At 47.1% G+C, this 15,653-nt stretch carries 13 protein-coding genes; 6 read left to right on the top strand and 7 right to left on the bottom strand.

Annotated features, from left to right (window positions below; translation table 11 throughout):
- Window positions 1–2: 2 nt before the first annotated feature.
- Complete coding sequence (locus BUB37_RS07620) at window positions 3–998, bottom strand: DUF1028 domain-containing protein (protein ID WP_072991256.1); 996 nt, start codon at window positions 996–998, stop codon at window positions 3–5.
- Between the two features lie 288 nt (window positions 999–1,286).
- On the opposite strand from BUB37_RS07620, the gene BUB37_RS07615 reads away from it, so the two are divergent.
- The 4 genes from BUB37_RS07615 (at window position 1,287) to BUB37_RS07600 (ending at window position 4,269) form a co-directional block, all read left to right on the top strand.
- Window positions 1,287–2,624: a 2TM domain-containing protein gene (locus BUB37_RS07615; RefSeq protein ID WP_072992643.1), complete on the top strand. Its 1,338-nt coding sequence runs from the start codon at window positions 1,287–1,289 to the stop codon at window positions 2,622–2,624.
- Between the two features lie 119 nt (window positions 2,625–2,743).
- Window positions 2,744–3,046 carry a 2TM domain-containing protein gene (locus tag BUB37_RS07610; RefSeq protein WP_072991253.1) on the top strand — a complete coding sequence of 101 codons (303 nt, stop codon included), beginning with the start codon at window positions 2,744–2,746 and terminating at the stop codon, window positions 3,044–3,046.
- Complete coding sequence (locus BUB37_RS07605) at window positions 3,037–3,393, top strand: 2TM domain-containing protein (protein WP_244526760.1); 357 nt, start codon at window positions 3,037–3,039, stop codon at window positions 3,391–3,393. The genes BUB37_RS07610 and BUB37_RS07605 overlap by 10 nt, the downstream gene beginning before the upstream one ends.
- A 120-nt stretch (window positions 3,394–3,513) precedes the next feature.
- Window positions 3,514–4,269, top strand: coding sequence for a LytR/AlgR family response regulator transcription factor (locus tag BUB37_RS07600; RefSeq protein ID WP_072992638.1), 756 nt, complete (start codon window positions 3,514–3,516; stop codon window positions 4,267–4,269).
- Window positions 4,270–4,349: 80 nt separating this feature from the next.
- Here the strand turns inward: BUB37_RS07600 and BUB37_RS07595 are convergent, their stop codons facing one another.
- Complete coding sequence (locus BUB37_RS07595; protein ID WP_072991250.1) at window positions 4,350–5,537, bottom strand: LETM1-related biofilm-associated protein; 1,188 nt, start codon at window positions 5,535–5,537, stop codon at window positions 4,350–4,352.
- A 975-nt stretch (window positions 5,538–6,512) separates the two neighbouring features.
- On the opposite strand from BUB37_RS07595, the gene BUB37_RS07590 reads away from it, so the two are divergent.
- Complete coding sequence (locus BUB37_RS07590; RefSeq protein WP_072991247.1) at window positions 6,513–7,640, top strand: BamA/TamA family outer membrane protein; 1,128 nt, start codon at window positions 6,513–6,515, stop codon at window positions 7,638–7,640.
- Window positions 7,641–7,856: 216 nt separating this feature from the next.
- On the opposite strand, the gene BUB37_RS07585 is transcribed toward BUB37_RS07590, so the two are convergent.
- From BUB37_RS07585 to BUB37_RS07570, 4 genes are all read right to left on the bottom strand, one after another.
- Window positions 7,857–8,465, bottom strand: coding sequence for a superoxide dismutase family protein (locus BUB37_RS07585; protein ID WP_072991244.1), 609 nt, complete (start codon window positions 8,463–8,465; stop codon window positions 7,857–7,859).
- Window positions 8,466–8,639: 174 nt separating this feature from the next.
- Window positions 8,640–9,284 (bottom strand): hypothetical protein, encoded by a 645-nt coding sequence (locus tag BUB37_RS07580; RefSeq protein WP_072991241.1) that lies wholly within the window; start codon window positions 9,282–9,284, stop codon window positions 8,640–8,642.
- 107 nt (window positions 9,285–9,391) lie between these two features.
- Window positions 9,392–10,090: a DUF2490 domain-containing protein gene (locus tag BUB37_RS07575; protein WP_072991238.1), complete on the bottom strand. Its 699-nt coding sequence runs from the start codon at window positions 10,088–10,090 to the stop codon at window positions 9,392–9,394.
- Between the two features lie 148 nt (window positions 10,091–10,238).
- On the bottom strand, window positions 10,239–10,820 hold the full coding sequence (locus BUB37_RS07570) for a YdeI/OmpD-associated family protein (protein ID WP_072991235.1): 582 nt from the start codon (window positions 10,818–10,820) through the stop codon (window positions 10,239–10,241).
- Window positions 10,821–11,047: 227 nt separating this feature from the next.
- On the opposite strand from BUB37_RS07570, the gene BUB37_RS07565 reads away from it, so the two are divergent.
- A complete protein-coding gene (locus BUB37_RS07565; protein ID WP_244526758.1) occupies window positions 11,048–13,963 on the top strand; it encodes a ThuA domain-containing protein in 2,916 nt (971 codons plus the stop codon).
- A 69-nt stretch (window positions 13,964–14,032) separates the two neighbouring features.
- On the opposite strand, the gene BUB37_RS07560 is transcribed toward BUB37_RS07565, so the two are convergent.
- Entirely contained in the window at window positions 14,033–15,646 is a 1,614-nt protein-coding gene (locus BUB37_RS07560; RefSeq protein WP_072991232.1) for a M1 family metallopeptidase, read from the bottom strand.
- Window positions 15,647–15,653: the final 7 nt, after the last annotated feature.

The following is a 15,653-nucleotide window of genomic DNA, read 5'->3' as shown; positions in this document are numbered from 1 at the left end:
ATTCAAAGACTTAAGATCTTTTTTAAATCGCCTTCCGAAACGGTCAACAGACCCGATTTGGGAAGGCGTTTTGTCAAGGTTTTCCAATTGGGGTCTTTTGAGAAAACGGTTTTGAAGATGGGCAAGGCTTCATCCAGCCTTTGGTTGTTGGCAAGGGCAATGGCCGTCCAATACTTCATTTCAAGGTTCTCGGGAAACATTTTTTCCGCGGCCCCGTATTCCCTTAATGCGGTATCCATATCGTTGGCCTCGATTGCCAAATCGCCTTTGTTCATGTGTTCATAGGCCCGGTGTACCTTTAAAAGCCGTTCTAGTTCTGCGACGGGTGTGGGACTGTCGTCTACCCGTAGATCCACCTTTTTGTCTTGCCAGATATGCTCGACCGGTTTTGCGTTTACAACCAACAAGGCGGCCGACTGTCTGCCGCGTATATCGCCTCCCGCCTTTTGTGCGGCCAAAAGCACCTGAACGACACGTTCGGCCAATGGAAGATGGCCATTGCTCTCGAAGGCCTCTACCATGGCAGGTACCACGCCGTCGTTGAGCATCATATTGGCCTGTACGGCAAAGTTGTCGCCTATGTAGTGACCGGCCGATTGCACGCAGTTCTTACCCGTATGGCTAGCGGCGTTTCCGTAGGCATCGAGAAAACCCACCTGCCTGAAGTCTTTTCCTTCGTCATTGGCGACCAAAATCCTTAGGGCTTCGCCGGCACTTTTTCCTTCTTCCATGAGTTTCAGCCCTTGGGGGCCGTATGCGGGATTGATAAAGGATTGTGTGGCTACGACCCCTACGCCCGATTTTCCCCAGGCAACAGAGGTGCCAACCGAAAACCAATGGCTTTGCACACCAACGGCCATATCGCCTGTGTTTTTGTCGCGGGCGACAATGGAGAAGGTGTGGGCAAATTGGTCTTTGTACGCTTGTTGGGCCCACGTATCAGGGAAAAGGCCGATGGTAAGTACTAGAAACAGGGTCTTAACAATGGAGGGTTTCATGGGTGCTCTTTTTTTGAAAGTATACGAATATAGCCAAAAAGCGAATTGTTTTTTTCGGGGTGTACGATAAAACAATTGGGGAGGGATTATTGACAAGTCGGAACCTCTTTATTGGAAAGAAATCGTTTCATGGCGATATTCGTCGGGTAATACATAGCATCTAGGTGAAGGTGTAACCTTCGGGGTCTCGCTCCTTCGCCCGGTTGTCGCTTAACTTTTGCTAACTTTAGGCGATGGCGGGCATTGCTGGTAAAAAGTCAAGGGTGTTTGGGTCTTATAACGATGAATATGCAACAGTTTATAAAGGATATTGGCAGGGCCTTGTTGATAGGTACGATAATTTATTTTGTGATTCTTACGGCCTTTTACCTAACAGGTAGGTTTAATACGGGGTTTCGTTTTTACGAGGCATGGAGGGAATATTACGAGAACATGTTGTTCTCCATCGTCCTTTACTTGGTCAATATCCATACCTGGCGTTTTTTACAGGGTAGGTTCGGTAGTAATTTTAGGTCTTTTAGGCGACTGGCCTTGGGGTTGGGCGGTAACCTGGTAGCCTCGTTGTTCGGGATATTCGTTGCGAGGGCGATTCTTATGGTGGGCTTGTACGGTCAATCGGTACCCGATTTTCTGGGTAACGAAGGTATAGGGCATTATTACTATTCCCTTCTTATTTCGGTTGTGGTGCTGGCCGCATTCTACGGTTTTTATTACTACAAATATCGCCAAGAGACCAAGGTCAAGGAACAAAAGATCATAGCGGGTACGGCGTCGGCCCAATTCGATGCGCTAAAGAACCAATTAGACCCCCATTTCCTGTTTAACAGCTTAAATGTTTTAACGAGCTTGATCGAGGAAAATCCGCGCCAAGCGCAAAAATTTACAACTTCGCTTTCAAAGGTTTATCGATATGTACTTGAACAAAAAAATAAAGACTTGGTTTCGGTCGCCGAAGAGCTTCGTTTTGCCAAGACTTATGTGGAGTTGTTGAAGATGAGGTTTGAGGACAGTATCGTTTTTGAAATTCCTGACGATATAGGGGAGGAAGAGGAGAAAATAGTGCCCCTTTCCCTGCAGCTGTTGCTCGAAAACGCGGTAAAGCATAATATGGTAACTTCCGACAGGCCCTTGGTCATAAGGGTTTATAAGGAGAATGGAATGTTGGTGGTGGCCAACAACCTTCAAGAAAGGCATGTAGTGAGGCGAAGTACGGGTGTTGGCCTTCAGAACATTAAGCAGCGTTATGCCGTATTGACCAATAAGACCTTGGTTATCGAACGATCGGCGACCGAATTCAGGGTTCGCCTTCCGATACTGACCCGGCAGGTTTCGGTAATGGGAAAACAACAGGATTATATTGACCATAAGCGATACGAAAAGGCCAAGGAGCGGGTAGAGAACATCAAGGCCTTCTACGGGAACCTTTTGGCCTACGTGATCGTCGTTCCGTTCTTGGTTTTTCTCAATTTTAAGACAACTTCCTTTCCTTGGGCCTTGTTTCCTTTGTTTGGTTGGGGTTTTGGCGTGACCATGCACGGAATGATGGCCTTTGGGTTCAATCCTTTGTGGGGAAAGAAGTGGGAAGAGAAAAAGATGAGGGAGTATATGGAGGACGATAGTTTTTGAATACCTTGGGGGTGGTGAGGCCGGTTCATCCCGCGAATTCGACAGTTGGGGAATCAAGATTGGGTGGAGCACCCGGTTTTATGGAAATTTGGGGAAACAAATAACGGATACTGGAAATTATGGAAAATATTGAAAAAGAAAGTAAGTACCTACGGGCCAAGGAGCGTGTTCAAGAGGTAAAAAAGTTTTACATGAGCTTGCTGTCCTATGTGGTCTTCATTGGCTTTTTGGCCGGTCTCAACTATTATATCGATCGATGGAGTTACCCTTGGTTCCTGTGGGCGGCGATGGGCTGGGGAATAGGCTTGGTTTTTCAGGGGGTAAAGGCCTTTGGGAAAAACCCCTTCTTCGGGAGAAACTGGGAAGAGCGCAAGATTAAGGAGTTTATGCAGGAAGAGGAGCGCTTTAATCGATGGGAATAATAAGTGGTGCTATGGTAACGGAACAGAACGATAAAAAGGCCAGGGCCAAAAAGAGGGTGGAAGAGTTAAAGGGCTTCTATATACATTCCGCCGTGTATGTGGTGGTCAATTTGTTTATTATGGTGGTGTCGGTGGTCGTGAGGATGAACGAAGGGGAGTCGTTCGCGGAGGCCTTTTTTAATCTTGGGATACTGGTTACGCCCTTTTTCTGGGGCCTGGGGCTCGCCTTTCATGCCTTGAAGGTGTTCTCGTTGAGCCCGATTTTTGGTAAGGAGTGGGAAGAGCGCCAAATCCGAAAGTTTATGGAGGAGGACAGGCGCGAAGCGGAAAAATACCGGGACCAATAGAAAATAGGTTATGTTTGAAAACACTTACGGAAATTTTTAAAAAATGGGGAGCGGGACTGCAATGGAATGGTTGAAGGGGTATATTCGCTTAACGAACGAACCGATAAACCGCCTAGAAAAATGAAGACCCTGATCATAGAGGACGAAAAACCATCGGCAAGAAGGTTGTCTAGATTGTTGGCGGGCATGGGTGTAGAGGTCACTACCTTGCTTCATTCGGTTAGGGAATCCATCGAATGGTTCGGTAACAATGGGCATCCCGACCTTATCTTTTTGGATATTCAATTGTCGGACGGACTTTCCTTTGAGATTTTTGAGCAAATCGAGGTGCGCAGTGCCATAATATTTACTACGGCCTATGACGAATACGCCCTTCAGGCTTTCAAGTTGAATAGTATAGATTATCTGTTGAAGCCCATTGATGAGGAGGAGCTGCAAGCGGCGGTTACCAAATATCGATCCTTGGTGCCCAGGCCCCAAAAAATGGCCTTGGATTTCGATGATATCAAAAAGCTTCTGGTCAACCCTTTGGAGCGGGAGTACAAAAAGAGGTTTACGGCCAGGGTGGGGCAACACCTCAAAATTATCAATGCCGAGGATGTTGAATGTTTTTACAGTGAGAACAAGGGTACCTATGCGGCCACCTCCGAAGGAAGAAATTACCTTTTGGATACTACCCTTGAGCATTTGGAGAGCGAATTGGATCCCCGGTATTTTTTTCGGGCCAGTCGTAAATTCTACATCAATATCAATCATATAAAAGACATTGTCTCGTATACCAATTCGCGCCTTCAGGTCAAGTTGAACCGCTTTTCGGGGCAAGATATTATCGTGAGCAGGGAGCGTGTAAAAGACTTTAAGTTATGGTTGGAGTAAATATGTTTAAATAATTGAAATATAGTAAATTGTATTTTTATATAGATATTTCTTATAGTGTTCAATCGGGTAAAATGGCCCTATTTTTCGATTCGATTTTCATCAAAAGACGAAGGCAGAAGCTTCGGGATCAATTTGATAAAAAGAGGTAGTAAGACCGCACCGCCCGGCAGCATAAATATGGCCAGGGAGGGTATGCTCTTAAAGATATCGATAAGTTGGTTCTGTACTTTTTTTCTTTCCTCCGGGGTAAGGTCCTTTACCGTCGCCTTTGAAATGAGAAACACCAGCTCCTTGCTTTCTGTCAATTCCTTCTGCAGGCGTTTGCTGTTTCTCAATATAAGCTTGTTGACTATTTTCGACATGCTATCGTGCAGTTGCAGGGCCAAGTTGGTGTCCTTTAAGAAAGGAACGGCCTGCATGTGGGCGCTGAAGAAATCTTGAACTTCGCGAATCGATTTTTTTATGTGCGTTTCATCGAAACCCAAATCCCTTCCTAGGGCACAGATAAACTCCGATTCACGGTACTCCAGCGATTGATCTTCCCAAACGGTCAAGCAGGCAATATCAAGGAAGTAGCGGTTTTCCCAAATCGATTCGTTTTTAAGTAGGTGGTCGCGATACAGGCCGTCGAATTTGTTGGCCTGGCTATCAATAAAGGTCAATGATGACGCAAAAAGTTGGGCCAATCGCTCATCGCTTTTGTTCTTTTTCTTTGAGTTGAGCGCGTGGTAGGTAATGTTTATGGTCAAGTATTCGAGGCGTTTGGCGTGCTCCCTAATGTTTTTTGGGTTTTTGGTGTACCTTCTGAAGAGGAGGACATCTATAAATAGCAGGGAGTTGGTGATAAAGCTGCTAAAGGTCTTGCTGATGGGGTTGTCTTCCAGGTATACCCTACTGTTTATTAGTTTTTCGAGTTGGGCCGAGGTTTTGGTCCCCGACAGGATCCTGTTGAACAAGGAGCCGTTTCCCACTTCTAGATCCTGATAGAACTTAAAGACCGTTTGTAAAAACAACGGGAAATCCTTGCGGCCCAATTCCAAGGTAAAAGTACCATAGAGGGCCGTCAATAAATTGATCTTGGCCTTTTCGTCTTCCGATAGGTCAAGTTCCGACATCGTAAAATCGGGTGTATAGGTATTTATACCGTAAACAAAGCCCATATGCTTAAGGGTGGCATAAAGTACTTCGTAGTCGGTATGGTAGTTTTGGTCATTGTCGACAAGCGAACCGAATTTATCGATCCATCCAGGAGCGGAAGGGTTCATAAACTACATTTTTTAGAGAGCCAAAATACTACAAAATGGGTTAAGGAGTTTGATGACAAACTTAAATAGCCGGGTAAATTTGTGCGTCCATCTAAAATTTTTCTTTTTGATCTACAAAGGGGATTATGAAATTTTTAACTTTTGTGTAGGAAATTACAATGATCTTTATTATGTTTATACTCCAAAAAAGATCTTTACCACTTATAGGGTATTGATTTTTATTGGGTTTGCCAAACTTAAACCTTAATAGTTCCCTAAATTAGTAGTCTTATGGAGTACGTTCTTTTTGCAGTATGGCTTACTTTCATGTTGTTGTTGTGTTTGAAAGTGCTATACGCCCGAAAAGGTCTTCGTAAAGTTCTTAAAGCAAAAAAATAGAACTTTTGATTTGTCAAGTCAACTGAAGGGTTGATTGATTTTTTCTTCGCTGATAAACCGCATAGACGGTTTATAAATGGATTTGGGTCTTTGTTTTAATTAGACCGGACTCAAGAGTGTCTTTATTGTGTCCATTTTTTGCATTCACGGGTCGGTAGCAAAGGCTTATAAGGATTTTTTTTGCGGTCTCCCAAGATTGGTACGCCCTATTTTGACTTGTCAATTTGTGCCTATGTGCCGGGTTTTGAACCCGCTAAATATCCCGACGTTCACGCCCCTGGACCAAACGTTTATTCCGGTTGTTTGCTTCGGTCCATTGCATCGGGGCCCTTGTAAGGGCTTTGGTTTTATCCAAAATTTCCTGTGTCACCAAGTAGGCATGGATGTATTGTACATGCCCAAGAAAAGCCCAGATCTTATATGTATTATATCGTGTTCCCCGTTATCAACGTGAACTGTGGAAGGGGCCAAGCATTGGCCGCCCACCCTTGCAAATCGTTCCAAGGGAGGCATTAGGGCAAGAATTTTATGCATAGGGTACACCGGTTGTGCTTATTAGGGCTTTATTTGCCTTGTTCACCCTAATAACAGTCTTTAATGACCGGAAAGTCTCTTATCTGCACCATAAATCGATCGGGAAAAAGTATTTGCCTAATTTTTCTAGTACTGTTGTCCCACTTTTTGCAAGGGCAGGATGAGAGTAAGGTCAAGAAAGATTCGCTCCATAAGAATTTAAAAATAGCCGCCTTTCCCGTAGCCTTTTATACACCGGAAACGGCCTTTGGTTTCGGCGGTTTGGGGATAGCTACCTTTTGGCTTAAGGACGAAGGTCGAACGACCCGGCCCTCGTCGATTCAATTGGGCGTGAGCTATACGACAAAAAGCCAGCTGTTGGTCTATGCCCCGTTTGAGTTTTATCGCGACGGGGAAAGATGGCGGTTTTTGGGGGAGATAGGGTATTACAAATATTTCTACAATTTTTATGGCCTGGGTATTGAATCCCCCGAAGAAAACGAGGAGACCTACGAGGTAACCTTTCCAAGGGTCAGGCTGTCCCTGCTTCGCGAAGTCTTCCCCGATTTTTACGTAGGCTTGGGGTACGAACTAGATCGTTTCGGAAGTTTAAAAATTAAGGAGGGCGGGGTATTGGAAGCTTCCAATGTACCGGGTAAAACGGATGGGACCATTTCGAACATAGGGGTTCGGGCCTTCTACGATACGAGGGACAATCGATTTTTTCCGACGAAAGGGGTTTATGTGCAAGGTAATTTTTTTACTTCCTCAAAACTTTTGGGCGCAACCTTCGGCTATTCGAAGTTTGAGATCGATGCCCGTTACTACTTAAAATTAGGCGATAAACAAGTCTTGGCGACGAATGGCTTTTTGGGCCATAGTACCAAGAATACCCCCTTTTACGACCTGTACTACCTGGGTTCGAAACGTTCGAGGGGAATCAACAACCGGAGGTTCCAAGACAACGCCGAACTCAGTTTTGCCTTGGAATACCGCTTTCCGATAGCCGGTAGGTTCGGGGCGGCGGCCTTTGGCTCGACCGGAACGGTCGCACCCGATTTGGCCAAGAGTGTTTCGTCTTCGTTCAAGATGGCGGGGGGAGTGGGCCTACGCTATATCATCAACAAAAGGGATGGTGTGCGTATTCGGGCCGATTACGGGATGTCAGGCGAGGGAGGAAACTTTTATTTTACCATTAAGGAGGCCTTTTGAAGATCGCTTGCGTCTGTTACACCTGTTTTCCGGGATCTTCCCTCGATTGCGGGCCGGTCTTGGCCCCGTATGCCCATTGACCCGAACCTTTGAAGTCCTTGTCCCGCTTTTTAGATGTTCGGAATGGGGCCTATGTGTCCTCCTTCCGAGAATTAAAATCCGTTAGGTATGTTGGGCCCGCTGGAACAGAAGGCGACCGTTTTTCAATGGACCGGGCTATCGGGCGATTGCCGAGCAAGCTACTCTTTCCCCTGCATTGCCACTGGGTTGCGAGGTGTAATCATCGATTCCTTCATGGACGATAACCGCCTTTCCAATAATGTTCTTTTTTTCATCGTCACAGTCCAAACACCATTGGTCGGTGCTAAAGTCGAGGGAGGCATGCCCTTCGGAATCGGCGGTAAAATTGCCTATGTCTCCCTTGTGGTATCCATTTTCGTCGCCCCATTGGCCATGTGGCTCCTCGGTGGGGTTCCAATGTCCGCCCGCGGATTTCCCGTCAGGGGCCGAGCAGTCGGCATTTTCGTGAAGGTGAATGGCATGGGGGCCTTGCGTCAAACCGCTGAGCACGACCTTCATTTCTACCTTGCCGTCTGCTTCGGTAAACCATACCCGGCCCTTCACATCGCTGTCGCTGGTGCCTTTCAGCAAGAGGGCCATGTCGGCGTGTCCCGTGTTGTTGTCGGTTTCGTTCGCTTCGCTCTTTTCCTGGTCGTTCTCCTTGTTTATGGGCTCCTTGGTTTTGTCACTATTCCGCTTGACATCCTTACAGGACGCTATCGAAAATAGAAAAGTGGAAATAAGGATCAATTTTGCGTACTTCATAAGATCTAAGTTTTTAGCGTTATACCTGAAGTTAACGGGAATGGGAAGACTGGGCAAGGGACTTTGTCGAAGGGGGCATCATCTTTTTCTTTTGGGTTAAAAATCCACCCCAAAAAAAAGCCTATCCCAGATAGGGATAGGCCAATAAACTTATAAAGAATTTTTTATCGAAGCTTATTCGGTTTTTTCCAAAAGAACCTCGGCATGCACGGCTACCTCGCTCCAGGTTTTGCTTACGCCGTCTTCCCCGGTGTGTAGGGCTTCACATGCCTTGTTGATCGACGCCACGGCATCGAGGGCCTTCCAGTTTTCAAGCTCCATGGTACCGTCAAAGGATAGTTTGGTCTCCGAAACCATCTTGTGGGTCAAGGGTATGTTGGAGGTCTCCCCGTTCAAGGTCACATCGATGGAACAGGCATCGCCTTCGCCTACTTTAAAAACCCCGGATATCAACTCGGTGTCTTTCATCACGCCAAAAAAGAACTCGAGGATCTTGGGATCCCTGGTTCCTGTGGCGTCATTGGTAAAGAGGCTGCTGACAGGTATGCTGAAGGCTACCCCGTCGAGGGTTTCAAGGGGAGTGGCCCCTTTTTTGTCATTTGATATGTTGATTTCCTTAAATTCTCCTCCAACAGGTACTTTTCCGGTAGTCTTATAGGCCGTAAAGCTTACCTTGGTCGAATCTTTTACCAAAGCAAATTGTTCTGCCATCTCGGTAGTTTCCGTTGCGCTACCCTCGGATGGGTTCTTTTTTGTTTCCTTACAACTGAAAGAGCCTATGAGCAAGAGTCCGACAGCGATAAATGTAATTTTCTTCATGTTGTACTCGGTATTTAGATGAATGTTGAAATTTTAGAGTAAAGATACTTATAGATAGATTAAATTCTAGTTGTTTGGCCCACTAAAAAAAGAAAGTAGGGTAGAACCTAACTTTTTTCCCTGTTTCCCTTAAACAAATTTCTCAGGTCGGGATTGTAGAAAACTCCTATCTGCAATCGGTCGAAATTTGCCGAGGGAAAATGATTCTTAAGGTAGCCTATCTGGGTGCTTAAATTGTCGGTGATGTTCACGCCTATCGCACCGTACAGCCGGTTTTGGCCAAATACTTCGTCTTGCAGGTTCAGAAAGATTTCATCATAAAAGTTAAGAAAAAAGATATCGGTAAGTGGCAAGGTGACCTGAATGCGGTACCGGGCCCGGTGTTGGGTATCTTTTCGGTCGCCGAAATCTATAAAACGCTGTTCAAGCCGGTAACGGTGTTCAAAGTTCAGTTCCCAGACCTTGTTTTTTAAGATAAACTGCTCGAAAATGCGATGTTCCCTTGTGTCGGTCTCCCCTTCAAAATCCTCAAAGGTACCGTCGGTGGTAATGTGCCCGTAGCCCAGGGTGGCTATGGCGTTGCCGGCTATATGGTAGTTGAGGCCCGTGCGCAGCAATAGCTGGTTGAAGTTTTTGCCATTTTCGTAATACCGGAGCTGGGCCTCGGTATGTAGGCTGAGCCGGTCCGAAATTTTATTGGTACCGAAATACATATGCCAAGAACCAAGGTGCTTGTCGCCACGTTCCTGCGCGCTGAGCTGTACCGTTAACAATAGGGCCAAAAGGAAGAGGATTTGTTTGTGCATTTCGAGGTGGACTTAGTTTTGGGGCCTAAAAATAAAAAATTTAATGAGTGCAGTGGCCTTATATCTGTTAAGGCTAACCCAAAATTTTAAATCAAATGACCATCGCTGGACGGTCCGGAAAAGTTCCGGTAGGCTTTGGACGGGTACTTTAGGTTAAATAGGGGTTTCTCGATTTGATGTTGAGCGAACTTAACCGGATGATTTCGGCAATTCGCTTTTGGCGCGTTCCTTCACGTTTGGCTTGATGAAGCCAATAGAGGTAACTTTTCCTTTGCCCGAAGGTGAATTTTTTGAAATTGGCATAAGCGTCGGGGTTTTGTTCAAATTCCTTGCGCAGGTCAACGGGCAGTATTCCCTTTTCCACTTGGTCCATGGCATCCCACGAACCGTTTTTCTTGGCCGTTTTTATGGAGGCAAGTCCACTATGGTGCATTAGGCCCTCGGCCTTGAGCGACCTAATGTGCTCCTTATTGCGTTTGCTCCATGTGCTTTTGGGCTTCCTACGACAGAAGTATTGGCGCCGCTTTCCGTCCCCCAGACTCTTTACGGTACTGTCGATCCACCCGTAACACAGTGAAACCCTTACGGCCTCTTCCCATCGCATGCTTTCCTTTGGGTGGTCAACGGCATAAAATATCAGGTAGATGCCTTTCTCTTGGTGAAAATGGGCCTCTAGCCAAGTACGCCATTCCTCGCTATTCTTAAAATAATATTCGGTAACCTCCTCCATCTATTGATAAATTCTTAATATGGGATTAAAAATACAGTTTTACTTTAAAAATTTTGGCGGTTTAGACCCTGAATTCCTATTTTTGGCGCTTCTGTTCAACCATTATTCAAATCAAACGATACATGAGAAAAATGACAGTTGCCTTAATGGCGATAGTGGGTCTGCTTCTATTTAGTTGTGGAAACAAAAGGGAGGGGAAACCCAAAGTTTTGGTCTTTTCTAAAACCATGGGCTACAAACACGCCTCTATTCCCGACGGAATTGCAGCAATTCAAAAATTGGGATTGGAGCATGGGTTTGCGGTAGATACCACAAAGAATGCCGAACTCTTCAACGATGAGAACCTCAAACAGTATTCGGCCATCATCTTTCTCAGCACCACGATGAACGTTCTTGACCATAGGCAAGAAGCGGCATTCGAAAGATATATCCAGGCGGGTGGCGGCTTTGTGGGGGTCCATGCGGCAACCGATACCGAATATGACTGGGGCTGGTATACGAAATTGGTAGGAGCCCAATTCTTAGACCATCCGGCAGGTACCCCCGAGGCCGATTTTAAGATAAAGGACCGAAACTTTATCGCCACCCAACACTTTACCGATTCGGTTTGGCACAGAAGCGATGAAATTTACAACTTTAAAAAGTTGAATCCAGACGTAAACGTGGTGATGACCGTTGACGAGTCTTCATATGAAGGGGGCAAGAACGGCGATTACCATCCCTTTGCCTGGTATCACGAATTCGACGGCGGACGGGCCTTCTATACGGGAGCGGGCCACACTTCGGAAAGTTATTCCGAACCTTTGTTCCTAAAGCATTTGCTAGGGGGCATTCAATACGCCATTGGAAAAAACGAGGTTTTGGACTACTCAAAGGCCACAACACAAATACCGCCCGATGTCGACCGCTTTACAAAAAAACAGTTAAGCGTGGGCGAGTTTTTTGAACCTACCGAAATGGCGGTTTTGCCCAATAACGACGTGTTGATCGCCCAGCGAAGGGGACAAGTGCTCCTGTATAGCGATGCTACACAAGAACTTAAGGAGGTAGCCTCGCTGGACGTTTATTACAAGACGCTCAATACGCCCGGTGTCAACGCCGAGGAAGGCTTGATGGGACTCCAAAAAGACCCCGATTTTGCCACCAACCACTGGATTTATCTCTACTATGCCCCTACGGGGGATAAATGGGTGAACCGCCTATCCCGTTTTAAGTATAGGGACGGTGTTTTCGATCTGGCATCGGAACAGGTGATCCTCGAAGTCGATTCGCAACGAGAAATTTGCTGCCATACCGGCGGCTCCATAGCCTTTGGCCCCGATAAGTTGTTGTACCTCTCCACGGGCGACAACTCCACTCCCTTCAACGAAAAGGGAGCCAAGTACGTAAACAACGGGTATGCCCCCTTGAACGACCTTCCGGGGCGACAGCAGTACGACGCGCGCAGGTCTTCGGGCAACACCAACGATTTACGGGGGAAGATCCTTCGCATAAAGGTTAATGAAGACGGTAGTTACGACATTCCCGAAGGCAACCTCTTTCCGGTAGGAACGGAGAAAACCAGGCCGGAAATCTATACCATGGGCCACAGAAACCCCTATCGCATTTCGGTCGACCCCAAAAACAGCACCCTGTATTGGGGCGAGGTCGGTCCGGACGCGAGAAAAGACCAGTTTAAAACACGCGGGCCCAAGGGTTACGACGAAATGAACCGGACCACGAAAGCCGGTAACTTTGGTTGGCCCTTGTTTATTGCGGACAACAAGCCTTATGTTGATTATGATTACGCAACCGGTGAAAGCGGTATCACCTTTGATCCGCAAAAGCCCATCAACGACTCCAAGAACAACACGGGACTCAGGGAGCTTCCCCCGGCCCAACCTGCCTATATCTATTATCCCTATGTGGCCTCGACCGAATTTCCGGAAGTAGGTACGGGCGGTAGAAATGCCATGGCCGGGCCGACCTATTATTCCGATATGTATCCAAACGGAGGCGGGCTTCCCGATTATTTTGACGGCAAGACCCTTATCTACGATTGGATGCGCGGATGGATGAAGGCCGTTTCCTTCTTTGAGGACGGAACCCTCTATAAAATGGAACCCTTTGCTTCCGATATCAAGTTGAACAACCTGATCGATATGGAAATGGGACCGAACGGAAGGGTTTATTTGTTGGAATATGGAAGCGGTTGGTTTACCCAGAACGACAATTCGGCTTTAAGTTATATCGAGTACAACGGAGGTAACCGCCCACCGGTAATCGATAATTTGGTGGTCGACCATACCTCGGGAAAATTGCCGCTTACGGTTACTGCCAAAGTAGAGGCACACGATCGCGAGAACGATGCCATTTCTTATGTTTGGCATTTGGGTGATACAAGTAAGGAAAGCACAGAGGCCGAGATCAGCCATACCTTCGATACGGCCGGTCAGTTCCGGGTCTATGTCGAAGTGAAGGACGCCCAAGGCGATGCCGTAACGAGTGATGTCATTTCCGTGGTTGCCGGAAATTCAAGGCCCGAGGTGGCCATTTCCCTAAAAGGTAACCCGGAGGTCTTTGAGAAAGGGGTGCCCGTGGCCTATGAGGTCAAGGCCACCGATGCCGATGGCGACGAGATCGACCCAAAGAATATTTTTGTTTCGGTCGATTACTTGGAAAGCTTTGACGAACAGAATATGTCCTTGGGCCACCAACAGGTTTCCGCGGCTGTTATGGGCAAGGCCTTGACACAGGGAATGGACTGTAAAACCTGCCATAAGGAGGCCAGTTCGTCCATAGGGCCCGATTACAAGTCCGTTGCCGAAAAGTATAAAAACGTCAAGAAGGCCCAATCGTACCTACAAAAGAAAATCGTTGCCGGTGGTGGCGGTGTTTGGGGCGAGGTGGTCATGCCTGCGCACCCGAACATTACCCCGGATGAGACGAGGCAGATCGTTGCCTACATCATGTCTTTGGCCGATACGGGCAAAAAGACCGAATCACTTCCGGCTTCCGGAAGCATTGTGCCGCAACCCAGCAAAGACGACAAGGTAATGGTGATTACGGCAAGCTATACCGACCAAGGCCAGGAAGGGACCATTCCGCTTACGGGAATGAAAACGGTCGTTTTGAAGGCCAAGGAAGCCGAAGCATCCGAGTAAACGTATTTCCTTAAAAACAAGAAAAGCGGTCCACATGCCAATGTGGGCCGCTTTTTTATGTCTAGGCGTTTATTTTACTTGCTTGTGGTCTACGTAATAATTGCGGTCTACTTGCAAGGTGGAAAGGTCGCCCCTTAGCTCCCGTGTTTTCCATTCGGCGGTAGGGGTAAGGGTATGGGACTTTCCATCGACCCAAATATCGAGCGGCATCTGAAAGCCATCGACGGTATTGGTATAGCGGTACTTCAATTGCTTGCCGTCGACCTTATATTCAAAAACGGGGATCATGGCCGTACGGAGGTACTGGTCGAACACTTTTGAAAGGTCGATGCCCGATTGGGTCGAAATATAGTCCTCTATTTGTTGGGTAGTTACCGTTTGGTGGTAAAATTCCTTGTTGAGTCCCCTAAGGATTTGCCGCCATTTCTCGTCGTCGCCCGCCAATTGCCTGATCGTATGCAGCATGTTGGCCCCTTTGTAGTACATATCGCCCGAGCCTTCGGTGTTTACACCGTAGGGGCCGATTATGGGCTTGTCGTTTTGAATGTTCGACCGTGTACCGACGACGTAATCGGCCGAAGCTTCCTTGCCGTAATAGTAGTCGATAAACAAATTTTCCGAATAGGCGGTAAACCCTTCGTGTACCCACATGTCGGCAATGTCCTTATAAGTAATGTTGTTGGCGAACCATTCGTGCCCCGCTTCGTGGATGATGATAAAATCGAATTTGAGTCCCCACCCGGTACCGGACAGGTCCCTGCCGAGGTAGCCTTTCATATATTGGTTGCCATAGGTTACCGAACTTTGGTGTTCCATACCGAGGTAAGGCACTTCAACCAGTTTAAAGCTGTCTTCGTAAAAGGGATAGGGACCGAACCAATGTTCAAAGGCCTTCATCATTCTAGGGGCATCCTTAAAGTGTTCCTTGGCCTTTTCCAAGTTATCGCGGAGTACGTAGTAATCCATGTCGAGGGTGCCTTTTTCCCCTTCGTACTTTTCGCCAAAATGTACGTAGTCGCCGATATTGATGTTTACCCCGTAATTGTTGATGGGGTTCGAAACGAACCAGTGGTAGGTATTGGTGTCCCTGTCCACCTTTCGCAACCTGCCGTTGGAGACGTCCATCAATCCCTTTGGTGCCTTCACACTGATCAGCATACTGTCTACCTCGTCGTACATATGGTCTTTGTTCGGCCACCAGACGCTCGCCCCCAAACCTTGGTTGGAGGTTGCGATAAAATCCTTGCCGTTCTTGTCTTTTTTCCATGAAAACCCACCGTCCCATGGGGCACGGACGGCTTCCCTGGGGTGGCCGGAATAGAACACCTTGATTTCGTTGTAGTCGCCCTTTTTCTGTTTTTTTATCAGGTGAACGAAGTGGGCGTTGCCCTTATGGACCACCTCGAGTTCCTTGCCCTCTTGGGTCACTCTTTCTATTTTCATGGGGGGCTGAAGGTCGATTTGCATCACTTGGTTTTTCTTCAGCACCTTGTAGCGGATGGTATTGCTTCCCGAAATGAACTTTTTGTCGGGGTCTACGGCGACATCGAGGTGGTAATAGTTGAGGTCCCACCACTCGCGTTCGGGGGTGATACTTCCCCGTAGGGTGTCTTGTTCGGTGAATTCCTGTCCCATGGCACCGGTAAAGGCCAGAAGGACCAGAAATGTCGTAAAATGTTTCATTTGCTAA

The sequence above is a fragment of the Pseudozobellia thermophila genome (assembly GCF_900141855.1).
Classification (GTDB): Bacteria; Bacteroidota; Bacteroidia; order Flavobacteriales; family Flavobacteriaceae; genus Pseudozobellia; species Pseudozobellia thermophila.
Note: the sequence above shows the minus strand (reverse complement) of the source record. Positions and strands in the feature narration are given on the sequence as shown.